21 protein-coding genes are annotated in these 21,793 nt (G+C 72.0%); 10 read left to right on the top strand and 11 right to left on the bottom strand.

The features are described 5' to 3' along the window. Positions 1 to 3: 3 nt before the first annotated feature. Complete coding sequence (locus ACIHAA_RS05205; protein WP_399813294.1) at positions 4 to 942, bottom strand: SIS domain-containing protein; 939 nt, start codon at positions 940 to 942, stop codon at positions 4 to 6. Between the two features lie 139 nt (positions 943 to 1,081). Here ACIHAA_RS05205 and ACIHAA_RS05200 point away from each other — a divergent pair, with 139 nt between their 5' ends. Beyond that, a complete protein-coding gene (locus ACIHAA_RS05200; protein WP_399813291.1) occupies positions 1,082 to 1,861 on the top strand; it encodes a DeoR/GlpR family DNA-binding transcription regulator in 780 nt (259 codons plus the stop codon). Between the two features lie 196 nt (positions 1,862 to 2,057). Next, the gene (locus ACIHAA_RS05195; RefSeq protein WP_399813288.1) at positions 2,058 to 3,893 is read left to right on the top strand and encodes a glycoside hydrolase family 15 protein; all 1,836 of its coding nucleotides are present in this window, start codon (positions 2,058 to 2,060) and stop codon (positions 3,891 to 3,893) included. Between the two features lie 36 nt (positions 3,894 to 3,929). Here ACIHAA_RS05195 and ACIHAA_RS05190 read toward each other — a convergent pair whose 3' ends face one another. Further along, positions 3,930 to 4,652: a CBS domain-containing protein gene (locus tag ACIHAA_RS05190; protein ID WP_399813285.1), complete on the bottom strand. Its 723-nt coding sequence runs from the start codon at positions 4,650 to 4,652 to the stop codon at positions 3,930 to 3,932. 314 nt (positions 4,653 to 4,966) lie between these two features. Between ACIHAA_RS05190 and ACIHAA_RS05185 the strand changes: the two genes are divergently transcribed. Further along, complete coding sequence (locus tag ACIHAA_RS05185) at positions 4,967 to 5,725, top strand: maleylpyruvate isomerase family mycothiol-dependent enzyme (RefSeq protein ID WP_399813283.1); 759 nt, start codon at positions 4,967 to 4,969, stop codon at positions 5,723 to 5,725. 28 nt (positions 5,726 to 5,753) lie between these two features. On the opposite strand, the gene ACIHAA_RS05180 is transcribed toward ACIHAA_RS05185, so the two are convergent. Continuing rightward, positions 5,754 to 6,149 carry a MarR family winged helix-turn-helix transcriptional regulator gene (locus tag ACIHAA_RS05180; RefSeq protein ID WP_399813281.1) on the bottom strand — a complete coding sequence of 132 codons (396 nt, stop codon included), beginning with the start codon at positions 6,147 to 6,149 and terminating at the stop codon, positions 5,754 to 5,756. An 86-nt stretch (positions 6,150 to 6,235) separates the two neighbouring features. On the opposite strand from ACIHAA_RS05180, the gene ACIHAA_RS05175 reads away from it, so the two are divergent. Both ACIHAA_RS05175 and ACIHAA_RS05170 read left to right on the top strand, forming a co-directional pair. Continuing rightward, positions 6,236 to 7,801 (top strand): MFS transporter, encoded by a 1,566-nt coding sequence (locus tag ACIHAA_RS05175; protein ID WP_399813278.1) that lies wholly within the window; start codon positions 6,236 to 6,238, stop codon positions 7,799 to 7,801. Between the two features lie 80 nt (positions 7,802 to 7,881). Beyond that, positions 7,882 to 8,193 (top strand): DUF6332 family protein, encoded by a 312-nt coding sequence (locus tag ACIHAA_RS05170; protein WP_399813275.1) that lies wholly within the window; start codon positions 7,882 to 7,884, stop codon positions 8,191 to 8,193. Here the strand turns inward: ACIHAA_RS05170 and ACIHAA_RS05165 are convergent. The 3 genes from ACIHAA_RS05165 to ACIHAA_RS05155 all read right to left on the bottom strand — a co-directional run bounded on the left by ACIHAA_RS05165 (position 8,154) and on the right by ACIHAA_RS05155 (position 10,953). Then, on the bottom strand, positions 8,154 to 8,819 hold the full coding sequence (locus tag ACIHAA_RS05165; protein WP_399813272.1) for a response regulator: 666 nt from the start codon (positions 8,817 to 8,819) through the stop codon (positions 8,154 to 8,156). The genes ACIHAA_RS05170 and ACIHAA_RS05165 overlap by 40 nt on opposite strands. Further along, entirely contained in the window at positions 8,816 to 10,090 is a 1,275-nt protein-coding gene (locus ACIHAA_RS05160; protein ID WP_399813269.1) for a sensor histidine kinase, read from the bottom strand. The genes ACIHAA_RS05165 and ACIHAA_RS05160 overlap by 4 nt, the downstream gene beginning before the upstream one ends. Positions 10,091 to 10,263: 173 nt before the next feature. Next, a complete protein-coding gene (locus tag ACIHAA_RS05155; protein ID WP_399813266.1) occupies positions 10,264 to 10,953 on the bottom strand; it encodes a TetR/AcrR family transcriptional regulator in 690 nt (229 codons plus the stop codon). A gap of 632 nt (positions 10,954 to 11,585) precedes the next feature. Between ACIHAA_RS05155 and ACIHAA_RS05150 the strand changes: the two genes are divergently transcribed. Further along, positions 11,586 to 12,170, top strand: coding sequence for a DUF2975 domain-containing protein (locus tag ACIHAA_RS05150; RefSeq protein ID WP_399813264.1), 585 nt, complete (start codon positions 11,586 to 11,588; stop codon positions 12,168 to 12,170). Next, on the top strand, positions 12,170 to 12,406 hold the full coding sequence (locus tag ACIHAA_RS05145; protein ID WP_399813262.1) for a helix-turn-helix domain-containing protein: 237 nt from the start codon (positions 12,170 to 12,172) through the stop codon (positions 12,404 to 12,406). Before ACIHAA_RS05150 ends, ACIHAA_RS05145 begins: the two co-directional genes overlap by 1 nt. Before the next feature lie 76 nt (positions 12,407 to 12,482). On the opposite strand, the gene ACIHAA_RS05140 is transcribed toward ACIHAA_RS05145, so the two are convergent. After that, positions 12,483 to 12,803, bottom strand: a complete 321-nt coding sequence (locus tag ACIHAA_RS05140) for a hypothetical protein (RefSeq protein WP_399813735.1) — start codon at positions 12,801 to 12,803, stop codon at positions 12,483 to 12,485. Positions 12,804 to 13,108: 305 nt separating this feature from the next. Between ACIHAA_RS05140 and ACIHAA_RS05135 the strand changes: the two genes are divergently transcribed. Next, positions 13,109 to 13,573: a nitroreductase family deazaflavin-dependent oxidoreductase gene (locus tag ACIHAA_RS05135; RefSeq protein ID WP_399813734.1), complete on the top strand. Its 465-nt coding sequence runs from the start codon at positions 13,109 to 13,111 to the stop codon at positions 13,571 to 13,573. Here the strand turns inward: ACIHAA_RS05135 and ACIHAA_RS05130 are convergent. Further along, positions 13,563 to 14,813, bottom strand: coding sequence for a geranylgeranyl reductase family protein (locus ACIHAA_RS05130; RefSeq protein WP_399813259.1), 1,251 nt, complete (start codon positions 14,811 to 14,813; stop codon positions 13,563 to 13,565). The two genes, ACIHAA_RS05135 and ACIHAA_RS05130, sit on opposite strands and share 11 nt — an antisense overlap. Before the next feature lie 210 nt (positions 14,814 to 15,023). On the opposite strand from ACIHAA_RS05130, the gene ACIHAA_RS05125 reads away from it, so the two are divergent. After that, positions 15,024 to 16,379 (top strand): dipeptidase, encoded by a 1,356-nt coding sequence (locus ACIHAA_RS05125; RefSeq protein ID WP_399813257.1) that lies wholly within the window; start codon positions 15,024 to 15,026, stop codon positions 16,377 to 16,379. A 127-nt stretch (positions 16,380 to 16,506) separates the two neighbouring features. Here ACIHAA_RS05125 and ACIHAA_RS05120 read toward each other — a convergent pair whose 3' ends face one another. Together ACIHAA_RS05120 and ACIHAA_RS05115 are read right to left on the bottom strand one after the other, a co-directional pair. Continuing rightward, the gene (locus ACIHAA_RS05120) at positions 16,507 to 17,547 is read right to left on the bottom strand and encodes an NUDIX domain-containing protein (RefSeq protein ID WP_399813255.1); all 1,041 of its coding nucleotides are present in this window, start codon (positions 17,545 to 17,547) and stop codon (positions 16,507 to 16,509) included. Between the two features lie 187 nt (positions 17,548 to 17,734). Next, the gene (locus tag ACIHAA_RS05115) at positions 17,735 to 17,947 is read right to left on the bottom strand and encodes a hypothetical protein (RefSeq protein ID WP_399813253.1); all 213 of its coding nucleotides are present in this window, start codon (positions 17,945 to 17,947) and stop codon (positions 17,735 to 17,737) included. 289 nt (positions 17,948 to 18,236) lie between these two features. Between ACIHAA_RS05115 and ACIHAA_RS05110 the strand changes: the two genes are divergently transcribed. Next, entirely contained in the window at positions 18,237 to 20,324 is a 2,088-nt protein-coding gene (locus ACIHAA_RS05110; protein ID WP_399813251.1) for an NPCBM/NEW2 domain-containing protein, read from the top strand. Between the two features lie 253 nt (positions 20,325 to 20,577). Here the strand turns inward: ACIHAA_RS05110 and ACIHAA_RS05105 are convergent, their stop codons facing one another. Continuing rightward, complete coding sequence (locus ACIHAA_RS05105) at positions 20,578 to 21,537, bottom strand: ROK family protein (RefSeq protein WP_399813732.1); 960 nt, start codon at positions 21,535 to 21,537, stop codon at positions 20,578 to 20,580. Between the last annotated feature and the right edge of the window lie 256 nt (positions 21,538 to 21,793).

Genomic DNA, 21,793 nt, shown 5'->3' with positions numbered 1-21,793 from the left:
TCCTCACCGGGAGCCGGGCTCGGGACTCGGGTGCGCGACGGACCCCGGAGTGCCGTCCGCGTCCGGGGTGAGGATCACCGACCGGTTCAGATGGCGCGGCCGGTCGGGGTCGAGTCCGCGGGCGGTGGCGACGGCGACGGCGAGCCGTTGGACGCGGACCAGTTCGGCGAGCGGGTCGAGGCCGCCGGCCACCCACAGTGCGCCGGTCTCCCGCACCTGCCGGGCGAGCCCCTCGGGCGCCTCGCCGAGCATCCAGGTGGCGGTGGTGCGGGAGGCGATGCTGATCGGGCCGTGGCGGTATTCCATCGCCGGATAGGACTCCGTCCAGGCCCGCGCGGCCTCGCGCATCTTGAGACCGGCCTCGTTGGCGAGGCCGACCGTCCAGCCATGGCCGAGGAAGGTGAACTGGGTGCGGTCGGTCAGCCCCGCGGGCAGGGGATCCGCAAGCGCCGTGCGAGCGTCGGCGGCCACGGCGTCCGTGTGCTGACCGAGGTGGGCGCGCAGCAGGGTGAGCGCGGTGGTGGCGAACCGGGTCTGGACGACGGACCGTTCGTCGGCGTAGGCGAGTACCACCACGTCGTCGGCGGACTCCATGACGGGCGTGCGCGGGTCGGCGGTGATCGCGGTGGTCCGGGTCCGCCCGCGCAGCCGGTCGAGGAGACCGAGGACCTCGGTGGTGGTGCCGGAGCGGGTGAGGGCGACGACTCGGTCGTAGGCGCGCCCGTGGGGGAACTCGGAGGCGGCGAAGGCGTCCGTCTCGCCCTGCCCGGACCGCTCCCGCAGTGCGGCGGCGGACTGCGCCATGAACCAGGAGGTCCCGCAGCCGACGATCGCGACCCGCTCCCCGGCGGCCGGAAGCGCTCTCTTGTGCTCCGTCGCGTCCGCGGCGGCGCGGGTCCAGCACTCGGGCTGGCTGCTCAGCTCGTCCTCGACATGGGTCATGCCCCGCCCCTCCCAGCCGTGCGATTTCCTGCAAGATATCGCCAGCTTTCGAGCAGAATCAAGCATTCGGAGGAAGGCAAGGTGCGTTAAGGTCACCGCAGGGGCCCGGGAACAGGGGCCGAGGAACGGAGACACGCGGATGTCGCGCGACGCCCGCTGGCAGGCGCTGCTGGAACTGCTCGTGGCGCGGGGCCGACTGGATGTCGAGGAGGCCGCGACCGAGCTGGGGGTGTCCGCGGCGACCATCCGCCGCGACTTCGACCAGCTCGCCGAGCAGCAGATGCTGGTGCGCACCCGGGGCGGTGCCGTGGTGCACGGTGTGTCCTACGAGCTGCCGCTGCGCTACAAGACGGCCCGGCGCGTCTCCGAGAAGCAGCGCATCGCCGAGGCGGTGGCCGGTCTGATCGCGCACGGGGAGGCGGTGGGGCTCACCGGGGGCACGACGACGACGGAAGTGGCGCGCGCCCTGGCCGTGCGCGGCGACCTGGCGACGGGCTCCCCCGCGCTGACCGTGGTCACCAACGCGCTGAACATCGCCAACGAGCTGGCCGTGCGGCCCCAGTTCAAGATCGTGGTGACGGGCGGGGTCGCCCGCCCGCAGTCGTACGAGCTGATCGGGCCGCTCGCGGACGGGGTGCTCGGCGGGATCAGCCTGGATGTGGCCGTGCTCGGGGTGGTGGCCCTGGATGTCACCCATGGTGCGGCGGCGCACGACGAGGCGGAGGCGGCGATCAACCGTCTGCTGTGCGAGCGCGCCGAGCGGGTGGTCGTGGCGGCGGACTCCAGCAAGCTGGGACAGCGCGCGTTCGCGCGGATCTGCGGGGTGGAGTCGGTGGACACCCTGGTCACGGACGTGGCGGTCACGGCGGAGGCGGTGCGTCGCTTCGAGGAGGCGGGCGTGCGGGTGATCGCGGTCTGACGCGTCACCCCGCCGCGTCGGCCGTACACCCCGCCGGACGGGGCGTCCCCCGGAGGGACGTACGCGTGGAGGGACGTAGGCACGGGTGACGTAGGCACGGGTGACATACGCGCCGGTGACCGGACGTGCCCCCTCCCCCGCCCGCGCCTAAGCTGGGTGCTGCGGTGGGGCGTGCCGGGTGCTCAGGGAGGCTGCGATGGCCGAGACGCCGTGCGAAGCGTATATGCCCGGAGGCTCCCGGTATCTGCCGATCGCCGACCACGGGCTGATCGGAGACCTCCGTACCGTCGCCCTGGTGGGCACCAACGGCACCATCGACTGGTACTGCTGCCCGGCCTTCGACCATCCGAGTGTGTTCGCGTCGATCCTGGACGCGGACCGGGGCGGGTCCTTCGAGCTGACGGCGACCGTGCCCGCGCGTACCAAGCAGTTCTACTTTCCCGACACCAATGTGCTGATCACGCGGTTCTACACCGAGGACGGCGTCGGTGAGGTGCAGGACTTCATGCCCGTCGGTGAGGGCTGCGTCGAGGCCGAGCGCCATCGGCTGATCCGCCGGGTGCTGTGCGTACGCGGCTCCCTTCCCTTCCGGGCCAAGGTGGCCCCGCGGTTCGGGTACGGGAGCCAACCGCACACCCTCCGGCTGATCGGCGATGTGGCGGTCTTCGAGTCCCCCGACCTCACCCTGGCCCTGACCGCCACCATGCCCCTGGAGGGCGACGACTCGGATGTGTGGGCCGAGTTCAAGCTCGCCGAGGGCGAGTCGGCGGTGTTCGCCCTGGACCAGCTGTGCGACACGCTGCCGCCGCGCATGTGCGCACGGACCGAGGCGGAACGGCAGTTCGCCACCACGGTGGCGTTCTGGCGGCACTGGCTGTCCGCCTCGCGCTACCGGGGACGCTGGCGGGAGATGGTGCACCGGTCCGCCCTCACCCTGAAGCTGCTGACCTACGCTCCGACCGGTGCGATCGTCGCCGCCCCGACCACCAGCCTGCCCGAACGCCTCGGCGGCGAACGCAACTGGGACTACCGCTATGTCTGGGTACGGGACGCGGCCTTCTGCGTCTACGCGCTGCTGCGACTGGGCTTCAGCAGCGAGGCCGAGGCGTTCATGAGCTTTGTGACCCGGCACATCATCCCCGGCGACGGGGGACCCTCCGGCCCGCTCCAGATCATGTACGGGATCGACGGCCGTACCGATCTGTCCGAGCAGGAACTCGACCATCTGGAGGGACACCGCGGATCGGCGCCGGTACGGGTCGGCAACGCCGCCGCCACCCAGCTCCAACTCGACATCTACGGCGCCCTGATCGACTCCATCTATCTCTACGACAAGTGGGCCCAGCCCATCTCCAGCGACCAGTGGGACCAGGTCTGCTTCCTGGTGGACTGGGTGCGCGACCACTGGGACCAGCCCGACGAGGGCATCTGGGAGACCCGCGGCGGCCGCAAGAACTTCCTGTACTCGCGGCTGATGTGCTGGGTGGCGATCGAGCGGGCCATCCGGCTCGCCAACCGCCGCGGTCTGCCCGCCGATCTGGTGCGCTGGCGGCAGTGCCGGGACGCGATCTACCGGCGGATCATGCAGCACGGCTGGTCCGTCGAACGCCATGCCTTTGTGCAGCACGAGGACGACGATGTGCTCGACGCGGCGCTGCTGATGATGCCGCTGGCCAAGTTTGTCGCACCCACCGACCCCAAGTGGCTGTCCACCCTGGACGCCCTCACCCAGGACCTGGTGTCCGACTCACTGGTCTACCGCTACGACCCGAAGGCGAGCCCGGACGGTCTGCGGGGCGACGAAGGCACGTTCTCCATCTGCTCGTTCTGGTACGTCGAGGCCCTGGTCCGGGCCGGACGCCTCGACGAAGCACGGCTCGCCTTCGAGAAGATGCTGACCTACGCCAACCATCTCGGCCTGTACGCCGAGGAGATCAGCCACACCGGTGAGCAACAGGGCAACTTCCCGCAGGCGTTCACCCACTTCGCCCTGATCAGTGCGGCCTTCAACCTGGACCGTGCGCTGGGGTGAACGCGTCGGGGCGACCGCGTCGGGGTGAACCGGCCGTCACCGCGGCCCCGGTGGCGTCCCGCCGCGCGACCGCTCCCCCGGCGGCAGACGGGAGTCGTCGAACCGGTAGGTGAGCTGGTCGATCACCGTGACCACTCCGTCGGTGCCCCGGGCCAGGGCCACGGCGGTCTCCTTCTCGCTCCTGCACTCCAGTCGGCCGGTCAGGGTGACCACGCCCTCGACCACGAAGACGTCCATGGCCTCGGGTGCCAGCCGCAGGGTGCGCACCAGTACGTCGTCGATCACCTCGCGGCGGATGTCCGCGTCGGGCCGCAGAAAGACCTGGAGCAGGTCCCGGCGGGTGACGATGCCGACGAGCCGGTCCTCCTCGTCCAGCACGGGCAGCCGCTCCACATGCCGCTGTGCCATGGTCCGGGCGGCCTCGGCGATGGTCTCCTCGGCGTGCACGGTGACGGGCGGGGCCGTCATCAGCTGACCGGCGCTGAAGGCCCTGGACTTCGCGGACTGCCGTCGCGCTCTCGCCGTCAGCCCGGTGAACCGGAAGCGGCGCCGGGGCGCCGGGGCGTCCAGTGCCTCCGACTGCCGGGACACGAGGTCGGTCTCGGAGATGACGCCGAGCACCTTGTCGTCGTCGTCCACGACCGGCAGTCCGCTGACCCGCCGGTCGGCGAGGAGCCGGACGACTTCCTTGAACGGAGTGGCGTACTCGGCGCGGATGACATCCGTGGTCATCACGGAACCGACCTTGTGGTGCTTCATGTGCGTTCCCTCCTCGGTCGGCGGGTCGGAGTGGCCGGGGGTTCCGGTGCCGGTGCGACGGAGGTCCCGCGCGTGCGCCGGGCAGGGCGGCCCTCCCGGGAGGCCGCCTCCGACTTCGAGCATCCAGCGGTTCGGGGGCTGGTCCCATGGGCCCTCCGGGGCGCTTCGGGGGCCGTTCGGCCCTGACGGCGGGGCGGCGGTGGCGCGCGGCGCCCCGCGGCAGGCCGGTGCGGTGCCGCGGGGCCTGCGTGACACCGGTCACCGATCATGGCGGGACGCCTCGCGGGCGGCTGCCGTCCGGCAGACTCGCCCCCATGGAGACTGCCGGGTTCATCGGGGCCCTGGAACGGGAGGGGCGGCTGCTGGCGGCCGCCGCGGAGGAGACGGGTACCGGCGCGGCGGTGCCGACCTGCCCGGAGTGGCGGGTGCGGGACCTGGTGCGGCACATCGGCATGGTGCACCGCTGGGCGGCTGCCTTCGTGGCCGAGGGCCACACCGGGTACCGCCCCGACGGCGGGCTCCCGGACCTGGACGGGGCGGCGCTTCTGGCCTGGTTCCGCGAGGGGCACCGCGCCTTGGTCGACACCCTCTCCGGTGCCGCGCCCGACGTGCGGTGCTGGCACTTCCTGCCCGCCGCCTCACCGCTGGCCTTCTGGGCCCGACGGCAGGCCCACGAGACGGCCGTGCACCGGTTCGACGCGGAGTCCGCGCGCGGCGGGACGGCCGCCGGGGTCGGTACGGACTTCGCGCTCGACGGCATCGACGAGCTGCTGTGCGGCTTCCACGCCCGCGCCGGGAGCAGGGTCCGCAGCGAGCAGCCCCGGGTGCTGCGGGTGCGGGCCACCGATGCCGAAGGCGCCGTGTGGCACGTACGGCTGTCGCAGGAGCCGCCGGTGGCCGAGCGGGACGAGGTCGGGGACCCGGGGACCGCGCGGCAGGCCGACTGCGAAGTGGCTGGCCCCGCAGGGCAGTTGTATCTGTCGCTGTGGAACCGGCTGCCCTTCCCGGAGGTGAGCGGTGACGCCTCCCTCGCCGCCCTGTGGCACGAGCGGTCCGCCGTCACCTGGAGCTGAAGCCGGAGCGGTCCCGGGGATCGCGGCCTCAGTCCGCCAGCATTCCCCTCAGCACCGCCCGGTGCACCGGCAGCACCTCGGTGTGCAGGGCGCGCCCCCGGTCCGTGAGGGCGACCCGCACCCCACGCCGGTCCTCCGCACACATGGCCCGTTCGACAAGGCCGTCCTTCTCCAGCCGGGCGACGAGCCGTGACAGCGCGCTCTGGCTCAGATGGACCCGCTCGGAGATCTCCTGGACGCGAGAGGCGCGGTGGCCGTCCGGAGCGGTCCGCTCGGACAGCAGATCGAGCACTTCGAAGTCACTGGCGCACAGTCCGTGCGGGTGCAGGGCGCGGTCGAGTTCGCACTGGGTGCGCGCATGCAGCGCCAGGATGTCGCGCCACCGGCCCACGAGCGCCCGTTCGGCCCTGTCCACAGCCGTCATGGCCGCACCGTAGCAAAGAACCCGCTTTGTTGCATCTGAATTAAATGCATTTGCATTCAATGCATGCGCATGAAACTCTCTGGGGCATGACCTCTCCGCTCCCCACCTCCGTGCCCGAGGGACGCTGGACCCCCCGGCTCTGGGGCACCCTGCTGGTGCTCTGCGCCGCCATGTTCCTCGACGCCCTGGATGTGTCGATGGTCGGCGTCGCCCTGCCCTCGATCGGCTCCGATCTGCATCTGACGACCTCGTCCCTCCAGTGGGTCGTCAGCGGCTACATCCTCGGCTACGGCGGCCTGCTCCTCCTCGGCGGCCGCACCGCGGACCTGCTCGGCCGGCGCCAGGTGTTCCTGGTCGCCCTGGGCGTCTTCGCGGTGGCCTCACTGCTCGGCGGGCTCGTCGACTCGGGCCCGCTGCTGATCGCCAGCCGGTTCATCAAGGGCCTGAGCGCCGCGTTCACGGCACCCGCCGGGCTGTCCATCATCACCACGACCTTCGCCGAGGGCCCGCTGCGCAACCGCGCCCTCTCGATCTACACCACCTGCGCGGCGACCGGCTTCTCCATGGGCCTGGTGCTCTCCGGACTGCTCACCGAGGCCAGCTGGCGCCTGACCATGCTGCTGCCCGCGCCGATCGCCCTGATCGCCCTGATCGCGGGCCTCAGGCTGCTGCCCCGCAGCGCACGGGAGAAGGACCACAACGGCTACGACATCCCCGGCGCCGTACTCGGCACCGCGTCGATGCTGCTGCTCGTCTTCACCGTCGTACAGGCACCCCAGGCGGGTTGGGCGTCCGCCCGGACACTGCTGTCCTTCCTCGCCGCGGCCGTCCTGCTGACCGCCTTCGTCGCCGTCGAGCGGCGCTCCGCCGGGCCGCTGATCCGGCTGGGCGTGCTCCGCTCGGGCACCCAGGTCCGGGCGCAGCTCGGGGCGATGGCCTTCTTCGGCTCGTACGTGGGCTTCCAGTTCCTGGTGACGCTCTATATGCAGTCGCTGCTCGGCTGGTCGGCGCTGCACACGGCGCTGGCCTTCCTGCCCGCGGGCGCACTGGTGGCCGTCTCCTCGACGAAGGTGGGTGCGTTCGTCGACCGCTTCGGCACCCAGCGGCTGATCGCGGTGGGCTTCGCCTCCATGGTCGTGGGCTATGCGCTGTTCCTGCGGGTCGGCCTCGACCCGGTCTACGCGACCGCCGTCCTGCCGAGCATGCTGCTGATCGGCGCGGCCTGCGCGCTCGTCTTCCCCTCGCTCAACATCCAGGCCACCAGCGGTGTCGAGGACCACGAGCAGGGCATGGTCTCCGGGCTGCTCAACACCTCGGTCCAGGTGGGCGGCGCGATCTTCCTGGCGGTCGTGACCGCGGTGGTGACCGCGCACACCCCCGACCACCCCTCACCCGCGGCCGTGCTCGACAGCTACCGGCCCGGCCTGATCGTGGTCACCGGTATCGCCCTCGCGGGACTGCTGGTCACGCTCACCGGCCTGCGGTCACGCCGCTCGCACCACTCCCTGGTGGTCGCCGGATCCCCACGACGCGAGACCGAACCCCTCATAGACGGGACCCAGCCCCTGACGGAGGAGGCCGAGGCCCTCACGGAGGAAGCCGAGGCCCTCACCCGGGAGCCGGACGCGCACCGCGTGGCGGTCCGCGACTAGGAACGCAGCGCGACACCTCCCCACACGTGCCCGGCGGCGCCTCCTTGCCCCGCCGGGCACACGCCTGTTGGATGCGCTCCATGGAGAATCCGGGGGGACATTCTTTCGGCGGGCCGCCACGACGCACCCAGGCCGAACGGGACGCGATCACGGTCGAGATCGGCTACGCGCTGTGCACGGCGGCCGTCGCAGCGGCTCTGCTGTTCGGAGCTGTGGCCGGACCCGTGTTCGTGTTCGGCCTGACGGGCGGGGCGCGACACGCACTCCTCGTCACGGGTGCCGTCGGGGCCGCCGTGCTCTTTGGCGTCCGGGTGGTCGGCGTGCTGGTGCGGTTCGGGTGTGGGACCGGCGGTCAGCCCAGCCAGCCCGGGCGGACCAGTCCCGACTCGTAGGCCAGGACGACCAGTTGGGCCCGGTCCCGGGCGCCCAGCTTGATCATGGTGCGGCTGACATGGGTCTTGGCCGTGAGCGGGCTGACGACCAGTCGGCGGGCGATCTCGTCGTTGGACAGGCCGATTCCGACCAGTGCCATCACCTCCCGTTCCCGCTCGGTGAGCGCGGACAGGGAGGCGGCGGCCGCGGGCTGTTTGGAACGGGCGGCGAACTCGGCGATCAACCGCCTGGTCACTCTCGGCGACAGCAGGGCATTTCCGTCGACCACCGCCCTTACGGCGCGCAGCAGTTCGTCGGGCTCGGTGTCCTTGACGAGGAATCCGGAAGCTCCCGAGCGGATCGCCTCGAAGACGTACTCGTCGAGTTCGAAGGTGGTGAGCATGACCACCTTGACCGCGGCCAGAGCCGGGTCGCCGGTGATGCCGCGGGTCGCCGCAAGCCCGTCGGCCCGCGGCATGCGGATGTCCATCAGCACCACGTCCGGGCGCAGTTCGCGGACCCTGCGCAGCGCCTCCTCCCCGTCGGCGGCCTCACCCGCGACCTCGATGTCGGGCTGTGCGTCCAGCAGGGCCTTGAACCCCGCCCGGACCAGGGACTGGTCGTCGGCGAGCAGCACCCGGATCATCGGCCCTCCCGGGGTGCGACGGAATCCTCGGCCGACGTCGTCAGGGGCACCACGGCGACCACGCGGAAGCCGCCGTCGGGGCGCACCCCCGCCTCGACGGTGCCGCCCAGCGCGGCGGCCCGCTCCCGCATCCCGGCGAGTCCATTGCCGCCGCTGCCAGCACCGGCGCCGGTCGCGGTGCCGTCTGCCGCGGTCGCGGGCCCGTCGTCGTCGACACGGAGCCGCAGCGCGTCCGCCCGGGTGTCGAGGTGCACCCGGGCGCGGCGCGATCCGGAGTGCCGTACGACATTGGTGAGCGCCTCCTGAACGATGCGGAACGCGGCGAGATCGGCGCCGGGGGCGAGCCTGGGTGCCGTGCCCTCGACCGTGACGGCCAGTCCGGCGCTGGCGGCCTGCTCGACCAGCTCCGGCAGCCGGCCGAGCCCGGGGGCGGGCGCGCGGGGCGCGTCACCGGGCGCCCGCAGGGTGTCGAGCACCTGGCGCACCTCCCCGAGTGCCTCCTTCCCGGCGGCCTTGATCGTGGTGAGCGCCGTACGCGCCTGCTCGGGGTCGGAGTCCAGCAGCGCCAGGCCGACCCCCGCCTGAACATTGATCACGGAAATGCTGTGGGCGAGGACATCGTGCAGCTCACGGGCGATCCGCAGCCGCTCCTCGTCGGCGCGCCGCTGTGCGGCCTGCGCCCGTTCGACCCGCTCGCGCGCCCACTGCTCACGCCGTACCCGCACCAGTTCCGCGACCGCCACGAACGCCACCACCCAGGTGGCGATCACCAGTTCCTGCCCCCAGGAGGCGGCCGAGTCCCCGGCGGGCGGCAGCCACCGGTACAGCCAGTGCGACACCAGGACATGCCCCGCCCAGAACAGCCCCACCGCCGTCCATGCCGCCGTGCGGTGCCCGGCGGCCAGCGCACCGAAGCAGCCCACGGCGACGGTGAGGAAGACCGGACCGTACGGATACCCGGCACCCAGATACACCGTCGCCGCCATGGCCGTCACAAACACCACGGGCACGGGGTACCGCTGCCGCCACAGCAGCGCCCCCGCGGCCACGAGCAGCAGCGCATAGGCGAGGGCATCCAGGTGCGCGCGGTCGCCCTGCCGCCCGAGAGCCGCGGCGCGCGTACCGGCGATCACCAGCACGGTGAGGAGCAGGGTGGAGCGCCAGGGCAGCCGGGAGCCGCGGGGCCCGTCGCCCGGGCGGCCCCACCACGGCGGTCCGGACCACGGCGGTCCGGACCACTGCGGTGGGCCCGGTGTGCTCTGCTGCTCCATGCTCTTCACGCTAGACGCAGCAGGCGGCGGGCGGCGTCAGCCCGACGAGGTGATCACAGGTACTCCCCGGGGAGTACATCGGACTGACCGCCGCCGTGACCACCGACCACCGTGGCCGCCGACCACCGTGGCCGCCGACCACCGTGGCCGCCGGTGCCCCGGAACCTCCGCGGCTACGGGAAAACCAGCCCCACCCCGTGGGCCAGTTGGGCCGCCGCATGCCGGAAGAACGCCTCACGGTTCTCCACGACCTTGTTGAACTGCCCGAACAGCTCGAAACCGATCAGCCCGTACAACTGGGCCCAGGCGGCCACCAGAGCCGTCACCGCCTCGGGCGGCAGATCGGGCGCGAAGTCCGCGGCCATACGGCGACCCTCGGCCTCCAGTTCGGCGGACAGCCGGTTACGGGCCACCCCGCGCTCCTGGTACGCCTCGCGCACGATACCGGCCAGCAGCAGCCCCACGCGGGCCGCGGGCGGGACGGTGGCCTCGGGGGCGGAGTATCCGGGCACGGGCGTGCCGTAGATCAGCGCGTACTCGTGCGGATGCGCGAGCGCCCAGGCGCGCACGGCCTCGCACACGGCCACCCAGCGCCGCGCGGGCGCGACATCGCCGGTCTTCGCGGCCGCCGCCTCGGCGGCCTCACCCAGGGCGTCGTAGGCGTCGATGATGAGCGCGGTCAACAGGTCGTCGCGGCTGGGGTAGTAGCGGTAGAGCGCGGAGGAGGCCATGCCCAGCTCCCGGGCGACCGCACGCAGCGAGAGCCTCGCGGCACCTTCGGCGGCCAACTGTCTGCGGGCCTCATCCTTGATGGCGGCGGTGACCTCGATCCGGGCGCGGGCACGGGCTCCTTGGGTGCTCATGCCCCGCAGTGTGCCATGAATCCGGAGCAGTGCACACAATGGCGAGCAGTGCTCGCGGGGCGGGGTGGTGCACGCAGGGTGGTGCGCGCGGGGCGGTGCGCGCGGGGCGGAGCAGCACTCTCGGGGCAGAGCGCCGCTCGCAGGGCCGGGCAGCGATCCGGGGGCAGAGCGGTGCTCGCGGGGCCGGGCGGCACTTCGGGGCAGAGCGGTGCTCGCGGGGCCGGGCGGCACTTCGGGGCAGAGCGGTGCTCGCGGGGTCGAGCGATGCTCGCACGGCGGGGCGGCGCTCACAGGACCAAGCGGTGCTCGCGGAACGGACCGGCACTCGCAGGGCCGAGCAATGCTCGCGTGGCCGAGCAGTGCTCACAGGGCGGACCGGCGCTCACAGTGCGAACCGGCGCTCGCAGCACGGAGCAGCACTCGCGCGACGACACGATGCACACTCGGCGAGGCAGCACTCACCGGGCGGAGCAGTGCTCGCAGGTCGGAGCAGTCGCCGCCGGGCGGAGCAGCGCTCACGAAGTAGCGCTGCGCGCATCGGCCGACGCGCATCAGCAGCCCGGGACTTGTCGAATATCGATATGCTCCGCTACCTTGAACATATCGAAAATCGATAGGCAGGGGGGGATGTCATGAATACGCGACTCACGAGGACGCTCGCCTCGGTGACCTTTGCACTGGCGGTGCTCTGCGGGCTCGCCTTCATCGGCAAGGGGGTCACACACGGGACCGATGACGGGGCGGTCTGCGTGCAGACCGACTTCTGGCGGAACTCCTCATTGGCGGGCCCCCTGCCGGTGAGCGCGGGCGTAAAGATGTCCGGCAGCACCACACGCCTCTGCCAGGACAGCCCCTCAGCGGGCCAGCGCGCCGCCGACCTCGGGGTTGAACTGCCCTGGCTGCTGTTCGCCGCGCTCGCCCTGCTGCTCTTCTCCCGGCTGCTCAAGGCGGTCCTGCGGAACGGACCGTTCACCGAGACGGTGGCCCAACGACTCTCCCTGCTCGGCTGGTTCGTCACCGCGGGCACACCACTGGCCGGACTCGTCGCCGGATGGTCTCAGTCCTGGCTCGTCAGCAGCATGGCACCCATCGTGGGTTCCGGACCGACGACCTCCGGTCCCATGGCACTCATCCTCGCGGGTCTCGCCGCAGTGATCATGGGGAAGATCATGCGCGAGGGCGTGCGCATGCGGGAGGACCTCGAAGGGACCATCTGATGCCCGAAGAGGAAGCCCACGCCATCCGGATCCACCTCGACCGCCTTCTGGTCGAGCGCGGCATGACACTCACCGAACTGTCCGCACAGGTCGGCATCACCGTCGTCAACCTGTCCGTACTGAAGAACGGGCGAGCCAAGGCCATTCGCTTCTCGACCCTGTCGAGGATCTGCGAGGTCCTGCGGTGCCAGCCGGGAGACCTGATCACCCACGATCCCTCCGGACAGGGTCCCTAGCCGACCACCCGGACCCGGACAGGCGAAACGATCCCCGACCGCCACCCACGACCGACGCGACCGAACCGGAAGCCCCCTATGCGGCGCCGGGATCGCCCAGGAAGCCGAGCAGCACGGCGGCCTCCGCGCGAAGCCGTGCGGCGCGGTCGGCGTGTGCGGGTGCGGTCAACCGCGCCGCGACCTCAAGCCGTTCGGCGACCTCGGCGCGCACGACATCCACCACACCGCGCTCGCTCAGCTCACGACGTGCCACTTCGGTGGCACCGGCACCGACCGGCGACTGCTCGAGGGCCAGGCCGCGCAGCTCGGCTTCACCCACGGGTGCCGCCTCGGCGTTGTCCAGCGCGGCAAGTGTTGCGCGCAGGGCGCTCACCGCGGCCTTGTCGCGGGCCCGCATCGCTTCCGGCAGCGCTTGACGCATACGAAGTCGCACAGACATGCCGGTGACCCTATGCGGCGCCCCCCGGAGCCACAACGCGATATTCGCGACGGAGAGCTCGAACGTGAACACCGCATCAAAACGCGAGCACTGCTCTTGCAACAGAGCACCGCCCTCCCCCACACTGTTCGACAGCGAGAGCACTGCTCACACTTTGCGGCCCCTGGAGGACGACCCCCATGTCCACGCCCAAGTCCCCGTCCCAGCCCACGCCCAAGTCCACGCCCCAGCCCACGCCCGTCTCCACGTCGATGCCCACGTCGATGCCCACGCCCGCGCATGTCCGGAAGCCCGGCTGGTTCACCGTTCATGTCCTCAACCGCGCCGTGGCCTGGATGACCAACAGAGGCGTCAGCGTCTGGGGGTCCCGGCTGCTCGCGGTGCGGGGCCGCAAGAGCGGGGAGTGGCGCATCACCCCCGTGAACCTGCTGACCGTGGACGGTCGGCAGTACCTGGTCGCCCCCCGCGGCCATGTGCAGTGGACGCACAACATGCGCGCGGCGGGCGGCGGCGAACTGCGGCTCGGCAAGCGGGTGGACGTGTTCACGGCCAGCGAGGTCGCCGACGACGACAAGGCCCCGCTGCTGCGGGCCTACCTCAAGCGCTGGAAGGCGGAGGTCGGGGTCTTCTTCAACGGCGTCGGCCCCGACTCCCCGGACCAGGAACTGCGCAGAATCGCTCCCGACCACCCGGTATTCCGCGTCGCGATCACGACGATCAGGAAGTGACCTCGGAAGTGACCTCGTCCGCCACCGGCGGCGGCGTCCGGTCCAGCGCGGTCAGGGCGCGCTGGATGATCGGACGGGTGCGGACCATCTCCCCCAGGGAGGAGGACCCCCGGGTGATGTCCTTGAACGCGTTCCACGCGGGGCGGAAGCCGGTCAGCACCGCGTGCACGAGCCCCGGACGCCGCTCGAAGATCGCCAGCATCCGCTTGCCGATGCTCATCTCGACGCCCAGCCCCGCCTTGATCGCGAAGGCGTAGTTCAGGGCCTGGCGGCGGGTGTCCACCGCGTCGTTCGCCTCGGCGATCCGCACCGCCCACTCACCGGCGAGCCGTCCCGAGCGCAGCGCGAAGGAGATGCCCTCGCGGGTCCACGGCTCCAGCAGTCCCGCCGCGTCACCGCACACCAGCACCCGGCCGCGCGACAGCGGCGAGTCGTCGGCGCGGCAGCGGGTCAAGTGCCCGGAGGAGATGCTCGGTTCGAAACCGGCGAGCCCGAGCCGGGCGATGAAGTCCTCCAAGTACCGCTTGGTCGCGGCGCCTTCTCCGCGGCGGGAGATCACCCCGACGGTCAGCGTGTCGCCCTTGGGGAACACCCAGCCGTAACTTCCGGGCATCGGTCCCCAGTCGATGAGGACCCGCCCCTTCCAGTCCTCGGCGACGCTCTCCGGGACCGGGATCTCGGCCTCCAGGCCCAGATCGACCTGGTCGAGCTTCACTCCGACGTGTGCCCCTATCCGGCTGGCACTGCCGTCCGCGCCCACCACGGCGCGCGCCAGCAGGGTCTCGCCGCCCTGGAGCACGACGGCGACCGTGCGCCGGTCGGGCACCGCCGAACCGTGCTGCTCGACCCGCGACACCGTCGCGCCGGTGCGCAGTTCGGCGCCCGCCTTCTGCGCGTGCTCAACGAGCTGCTGGTCGAATTCGGGGCGGTTGATCAGCCCGAACAGCATCTGCCTGGAGCGGCGGGTGCGGGTGAAGCGGCCGTTGTGGGAGAAGGTGACCGCGTGGACACGGTCGCGCAGCGGCAGCTCGAAACCGGGGGGCAGGGAGTCGCGCGAGGGGCCGATGATGCCGCCGCCGCAGGTCTTGTACCGGGGCAGTTCCGCCTTCTCCAGCAGCAGCACGCTGCGTCCCGCGACGGCCGCCGCATAGGCGGCCGAGGCCCCCGCGGGTCCCGCGCCCACCACGACGACGTCCCATACCCGCTGCACGTCGTCCGCCGAAGAGTTCTCGCTGCTCACGATGGTCTACTGCTCCCGATCAAGCCGCCTGCCGCACCTGTCCCCCGCATCCTACGGCGGCATCGTCGCAGGCCGCTGTGGGAGGATCGGCAACGTACGCGCACTGCGTACCGGCACACGCGTACCCCGGGATGACCACCCGCACACAGAAGTACAGACCTGCACAGAAGTACCCATCGGTGCACCGTCGCGCCTCAAGGAGTGTTTTCCATGTCCCCGAATCCGGTCGCCGAGACCATCGCCGCGCTGATGCCCAGGGCGAAGGAGGAGCTCACCGAACTGGTGGCGTTCACCTCGGTGGCGGACTTCGACCAGTTCCCGAAGAGCGAGAGCGAGGGCGCCGCGGGCTGGATCGCGGACGCGCTGCTCGCCGAGGGCTTCACGGACGTGGAGCTGCTGGACACGCCGGACGGCACTCAGTCGGTGTACGGGTATCTGCCCGGCCCCGAGGGCGCGAAGACCGTGCTCCTCTACGCCCACTACGACGTTCAGCCGCCGCTCGACGAGGCCGGCTGGACCTCGCCGCCCTTCGAGCTGACCGAGCGCGACGGCCGCTGGTACGGGCGCGGCGCCGCCGACTGCAAGGGCGGTGTGATCATGCATCTGCTGGCCCTGCGGGCGCTGCGGGCGAACGGCGGGGTGCCCGTGCATGTGAAGGTCATCGCGGAGGGCTCGGAGGAGCAGGGCACGGGCGGTCTGGAGCGGTACGCCGAGCAGCACCCCGAGCTGCTGGCGGCCGATGCCATAGTCGTCGGCGACGCGGGCAACTTCCGGGTCGGCATGCCGACCGTCACCACCACGCTGCGCGGGATGGCCCTGGTCCGCGTCCGGATCGACACGCTGGACGGCAATCTGCACTCCGGCCAGTTCGGCGGCGCGGCCCCGGACGCGCTGGCCGCGCTGGTCCGGGTCCTGGACTCGCTGCGCTCCGAGGACGGTTCGACGACCGTGGACGGTCTGCCGGGCGGGTCGGCCTGGGAGGGGCTGCGGTACGACGAGGAGCAGTTCCGCAAGGACGCCAAGGTGGTCGACGGTGTGGAGCTGATCGGGTCCGGTCCGGTCGCCGACCGTCTGTGGGGCCGTCCCGCGGTGACCGTCCTCGGAATCGACTGCCCGCCGGTGGTGGGCGCGACCCCGTCGGTGCAGGCGAGCGCCCGGGCGCTGATCAGCCTGCGGGTGCCGCCGGGCGTGGATGCGGGTGAGGCGGCGAAGCTGCTCCAGGCGCATGTGGAGGCGCACACGCCGTGGGGTGCCCGGGTGCGGACGGAGCAGATCGGTCAGGGGCAGGCGTTCCAGGCGGACCCCTCGGGCCCGGCGTACACGGCGATGGCCGAGGCGATGGCGGTGGCGTATCCGGGTGAGGAGATGCAGTTCGCCGGTCAGGGCGGTTCCATCCCGCTGTGCAACACCCTCGCGTCGCTCTACCCCGGGGCCGAGATCCTCCTCATCGGGCTGAGCGAGCCGGAGGCGCAGATCCACGCGCTGGACGAGAGCGTGTCCCCGGAGGAGTTGGAGCGCCTGTCGGTCGCCGAGGCGCTGTTCCTGCGCAACTACGCGGCGGGCTGAGCGTTTCCGCCGCCGCTGAGGGCCCGCTTCCGGGCCCTCAGCGGCGGACGGGGTCCCGCTCCCCGTTCCGGTGCGGCACTCCACGGACACGTGAACTGCTCGCCCCGGCACATGGCTTGACTGCCCGTCAGCCCAGCGGGACACCCGCTTCCAGATAGAGCGCGGCGCCGCGTTCACGGGCTCTCAGGGCCCAGTGGAGCCGTTCGTAGCGGACGGGCGGAAGCAGGTCCGCCGCTTCCTCCTCCGTGACGAACCGCCAGGCGCGCAGCTCCGGTCCGGGCAGCAGGACGCGTTCGGCTACGGCGTCGTCGAGGCGGCCGCCGTCGAAGAGCAGGCGCAGTCCGCCGTAGCCCGGGGGTGCCGGGGACTCCCAGTCGATGACGAGCAGCCGGGGCACCTCTTCCAGGGTGATCCCGGTCTCCTCGGCGACCTCGCGCATTCCGGCGCGGGCGGGGGCCTCGCCGGGCTCGACCACCCCGCCCGGGAACTCCCAGCCCGGCTTGTAGGTCGGGTCGACGAGCAGTACACGATCCTGTTCGTCGAAGAGGAGCACTCCGGCGGCGAGGGTCTCGGAGGTCGGCTCGGGGGTCTGCACGATGTCGCTGACGGGCGCGACCCCGCTGCGCACGGCCTCGGCGACGCGCAGGGCGCTCTCGTACGGGGTGAGGCCGCCGGTGTCGATGAGGTGGGCGTCGGCGGCCAGCCAGGAGGCGAGGGCCGCACGGTAGGGCTCGATGTGGTCGTAGGACCACTGGCGGATCCGTATCTCGCCGTCGGGGAGGTCGGGTGGCACCTCCCGGCCGGCTATCCGCTCGCGCAGGATCGTTTCGGCCGGGGCGAGCAGGACATGGCACACGGAGATCCGCCGGGCGGCGAGGCCGCCGAAGATCTCGTCGCGGTACTCCTGGCGCAGCAGGGTCATCGGAACCACGAGGACACCGCCGAGTTCGGCGAGCATGGCGGCTGCGGTGTCGATCACGAGCCGCCGCCAGATCGGAAGGTCCTGGAAGTCGCGGACCTCGGCGAGGCGTTTGGGCGGCAGCAGGTGCGCGAGTGCTCCGCCGATGACCTCGGGGTCGAAGAGCGTGCTGTTCGGGATCAGCTCGATCACTTCCCGTGCGGTGGTGGTCTTCCCCGCACCGAACGCGCCGTTGACCCAGACGATCACGGTTCCCCCTCTTCTTCTGTTGGCCCCCTGTGGCTTGCCCGCTCCACCCTGCCATGGAAACCCGCCATTGATGAGGGTGCGTCCACGGCCGGTCGGGGGGAAGCATCGCGCCACCGGGAGCACACCACGGCGCCGGTGCCCCTGGCTGGCGTCCAGGGGCACCGGCGCCGCGTCCTCCGGCTCCCCCTCAGCCGTTCTGTCCCAGGGAGCCCTTCTGCCCCAGGGCGCCGTCGTCCGCGGTGACGCCGTCCTGGTCGATGGTGTGGTCCACGGTGCTCAGGGTGTCCTTGACGTTCAGGCCGCCGAGCGTGTCGTGGTCCGCCGCGTGGGAGGGGGTGACGGCCGCGACCACGAAGCCGGTGGCGAGGGAGGCGAGGGCGAGCATGCTGCGCTTCTTCATGACCGGTCCAACTGCCGCGGACGGCAGCAGGTCACGCCCCGGAGTCTCCCGCGCGGAGCACGCGGGCGCCGGGCCCGCTCGCCCGACCCAACAGAACCGAACACAAAGGCCGGACCTCACCCCCAAGGAGTGCGAAATCCAAGGAGGTTGGTGGGATATCAGCCAGCCTGCGCCGTGCATCTTCCACCACAGTCGAACACTGCCTACCGTAAGCGCGCACCTGTGGCACCAGCACGCAGACACTCAGTCTTGTACAGGCAGTCTTGTTCAGGGATGGAGGAACGTAACGATGCGTCACCCTCTTGCCCATGCGCTCCGGTGGAGTGCGGTCGGGGTACTGACCGCGGGCCTGATGTGCACCGGCCTCACCGCGTCCGCCGTGGCCGCGCCCGGATCACCGCCGGACCCGGCGCTGTCCACGCCCGGATTGCCGCCGCCCGCCCCGGCGTCCCCGCCCGCGCCCGCCTCCACCACGGCGGACGGGCTCGCCCTCACCCCGCCCATGGGCTTCAACAACTGGAACTCCACCCACTGCCGGGCGGAGTTCAACGAGACCATGGTCGAGGGCATCGCCGATCTCCTCGTTGCCAAGGGGCTCAAGGACGCGGGCTACCGGTACGTCAATCTGGACGACTGCTGGGCGCTGCCCGAGCGGGACGCTGACGGCAGACTCGTGCCCGATCCGGTGCGCTTCCCCCATGGCATCAAGGCGGTGGCGGACTATGTCCACGGCAAGGGGCTGAAGCTCGGGATCTACACCAGCGCGGGAACGAAGACCTGCGACACCGCGGGTTTTCCCGGCGCACTCGGCCATGAGAGCAGCGACGCACGGCAGTTCGCGGACTGGGGGGTGGACTATCTCAAGTACGACAACTGCAACAACCAGGGGCAGGACGCCCGGCAGCGCTATACGGCGATGCGGGACGCCCTGAGGGCGACCGGCCGGCCCATCGTCTACAGCATCTGCGAATGGGGGCAGAACCGGCCCTGGGAGTGGGCACCCGCGCTCGGCCAACTGTGGCGCACCACGGGTGACATCGGCGACAGCTGGGGCTCGATGTTGTCGATCCTCAAGAAGAACCTGCCGCTCGCCGCGTACGCGGGACCCGGGCACTGGAACGATCCGGACATGCTGGAGGTCGGCAACGGCGGTATGACCGACACCGAGTACCGCACCCACTTCTCGATGTGGTCGATGATGGCGGCGCCGCTGCTCGTCGGCTCCGATCTGCGCAAGGGTTCACAGGCGACCTTCGACATCCTCGGCAACCGGGAGGTCATCGCCGTGGACCAGGACCCGTTGGGCCGCCAGGGCACCGTGGTGTCCTCGTCGGGCGGGCGCTGGGTGGTCGTCAAGCCGATGAAGGACGGCAGCCGGGTGGTGGCCCTCTTCAACGAGACGGGCGGCGCCCAGCGGATCGCCACCGACGCCTCCGCCCTGGGCCTGCCGGGGACGGCCGGATACACGCTGCGCGACCTGTGGCAGCACCGCGGCTACAACACAGCGGGCACCGTCGCGGCGACGGTTCCCGCGCACGGCACGGTCCTCCTCCGGGTCACGGCCGACCGGCGCTGGGCCGCGCATCCGCCCGCCGTCGAACCCGGCCTGGACGGGGACCCCTTGGCCGTCGCCGGGAGGACCGTTCCCCTGACGTCGACGGCTGCGGACCTGGGTCGTACGACGGCCCGGCAGGTTTCCGTGTCCCTGTCCGGACCCGAGGGCTGGACGGTCCGGGCGGCGTCACCACGGACGGCCCGCGCGCTCCGTACGGGCCGGACCCTGCGCACCTCCTGGGAGTTGAGTGCGCCCCCGGGGACTCCGACGGGGTCGTACGGGCTGACCCTGCGGGTGGACTACCGGGCACCGTCGGGGGTGCGGGCGGACAGCACACTGCCGGTCACGGCGACGGTGGTCGTTCCTCCGCCGCCGGGGGAGTCGTTTCTGAGCGATCTGCCGTGGGTGTCGGCGGCGAACGGTTTCGGACCAGCCGAGCGGGACCGCAGCAATGGGGAGAGCGCCGCGGGCGACGGGCATCCGCTCACGGTCGGCGGGACCGTGTACGCCAAGGGGCTCGGCGTCCACGCGGAGAGCGAACTGGCCTACTACACGGGCGGAGCGTGCGACCGGGTCACCGCGGACGTCGGCGTGGACGACGAGAAGGGCGGCCACGGCACGGTGGCCTTCGAGATCCTCGCGGACGGCAGGAGGGCCGCCGGGACCGGGGTGCTGACCAACACGATGCCCGCCGCACCGCTCAGCGCGGATGTGAGCGGGGCCCACGTGGTGCGCCTGGTCGTCACCGACGGCGGCGACGGCATCGACTCCGACCATGCGGACTGGGCGGACGCCCGGCTCAGGTGCCGGTCCGCGTCCTGAGTCCGGAGGACTGCGGCTCCGGGGAGCGTATCTCCCGGACGCCGCTCCGGGACTGCGGATCCCGGGGCCGCACCGCCCGGCCACCGCTCCAGAACTGCGACTCCCGGACGCCGTTCCAGGACTGCGGATCCCGGGAGCGTGCCTCCCGGCCGCCGCTCCGGGACTGCGACTCCCGGAGCCGCGTCTTCCGGCCACCGCTCCAGGGCCACTGCCCCCGCACCGCTCGCCGTCCCGCCCCGTGGCTCCCGTGCGGTCAGGTCGCCACTCCCGCCACCCGCTTGTCGGCGCGGCCGCCCAGGACCGCCGCGGCCGCGCCGACGAGTCCCGCGTCCGTGCCCATCACGGCGGGCGCCACGGTCAGCCCCCGGACGAAGGACAGCGTGGCGTAGTCGGACAGGGCTCTGCGCAGGGGGCCGAAGAGGATCTCGCCCGCCTTGCCCACTCCCCCGCCGATGACCGCGATGTCGATCTCCACCAGTGTCGCGGTCGCGGCGATCCCGGCCGCGAGGGCCTGTGCGGCCCGCTCGAAGGAGGCCACGGCCACGGGGTCGCCCCGGCGCGCGGCGGCCGCCACCGCGGCGGCCGAGGTGTCGCCGTCCGGGCCCGGCCGCCAGCCCCGCTCCAGGGCGCGGCGGGCGATGTTCGGTCCGCTCGCGATGCGCTCGACGCAGCCGCGCGAGCCGCAGGGGCAGAGGTCGCCGTCCAGATCGACGCTGATGTGCCCGATGTGGCCCGCGTTGCCGGTCGGGCCCGGGTGGAGTCGGCCGCCCAGGACCAGACCGCCGCCGACGCCTGTCGACACCACCATGCAGAGCGCGTTGTCATGGCCGCGTGCGGCGCCCTGCCAGTGCTCGGCCGCCGTGATGGCCACGCCGTCCCCGATCAGCTCGACGGGCAGACCGCCGGTCGCCGCGCGGACCCGTTCGACGAGGGGATAACCACGCCAGCCCGGCACGTTGACGGGGCTGACCGTGCCCGCGGAGGCGTCCACGGGGCCCGCGCTGCCGATCCCCACGGAGTGCACCCGGCACCAGAGCGGGGAGAGCGTCAGTTCCGCGACGACCTCCTCCACGGCGTCCATCACGGTGTCGCCGTCCTCCTGCGCGGGCGTCGCGCGCTGCGCGCGCAGCAGAATCCGGCCGTGGCCGTCCACCAGCGCCCCGGCGATCTTGGTGCCGCCGATGTCGAGCGCGGCCACGAGGTCGGTGTGCATCAGAGTCAGATCTCCCAAGGCTGAGGGCGTACCGGAGGCGCGTCGGACCCGGCGCGGTGCGGCGGCCGCGCGGGGTCCGGGCCTCCGGCTGGGGTATGGCGGGGGCGCCCCTGAGGGAAGGCGCGGGCCGGAGATTTCGGTGGACAGTCTCTCCCGCATCTGACAACGTTGTCCAGGCTCTATGCTCGACGCCACATCCTCATACCACCTCAGGGACCGCCGCATCCCCGTGGACGACAGGACAGGACAGCGCATC

This window comes from Streptomyces sp. NPDC052040 (genome assembly GCF_044548405.1).
Lineage (GTDB): Bacteria > Actinomycetota > Actinomycetes > Streptomycetales > Streptomycetaceae > Streptomyces.
This window is presented reverse-complemented; position numbering and strand designations above follow the sequence as displayed.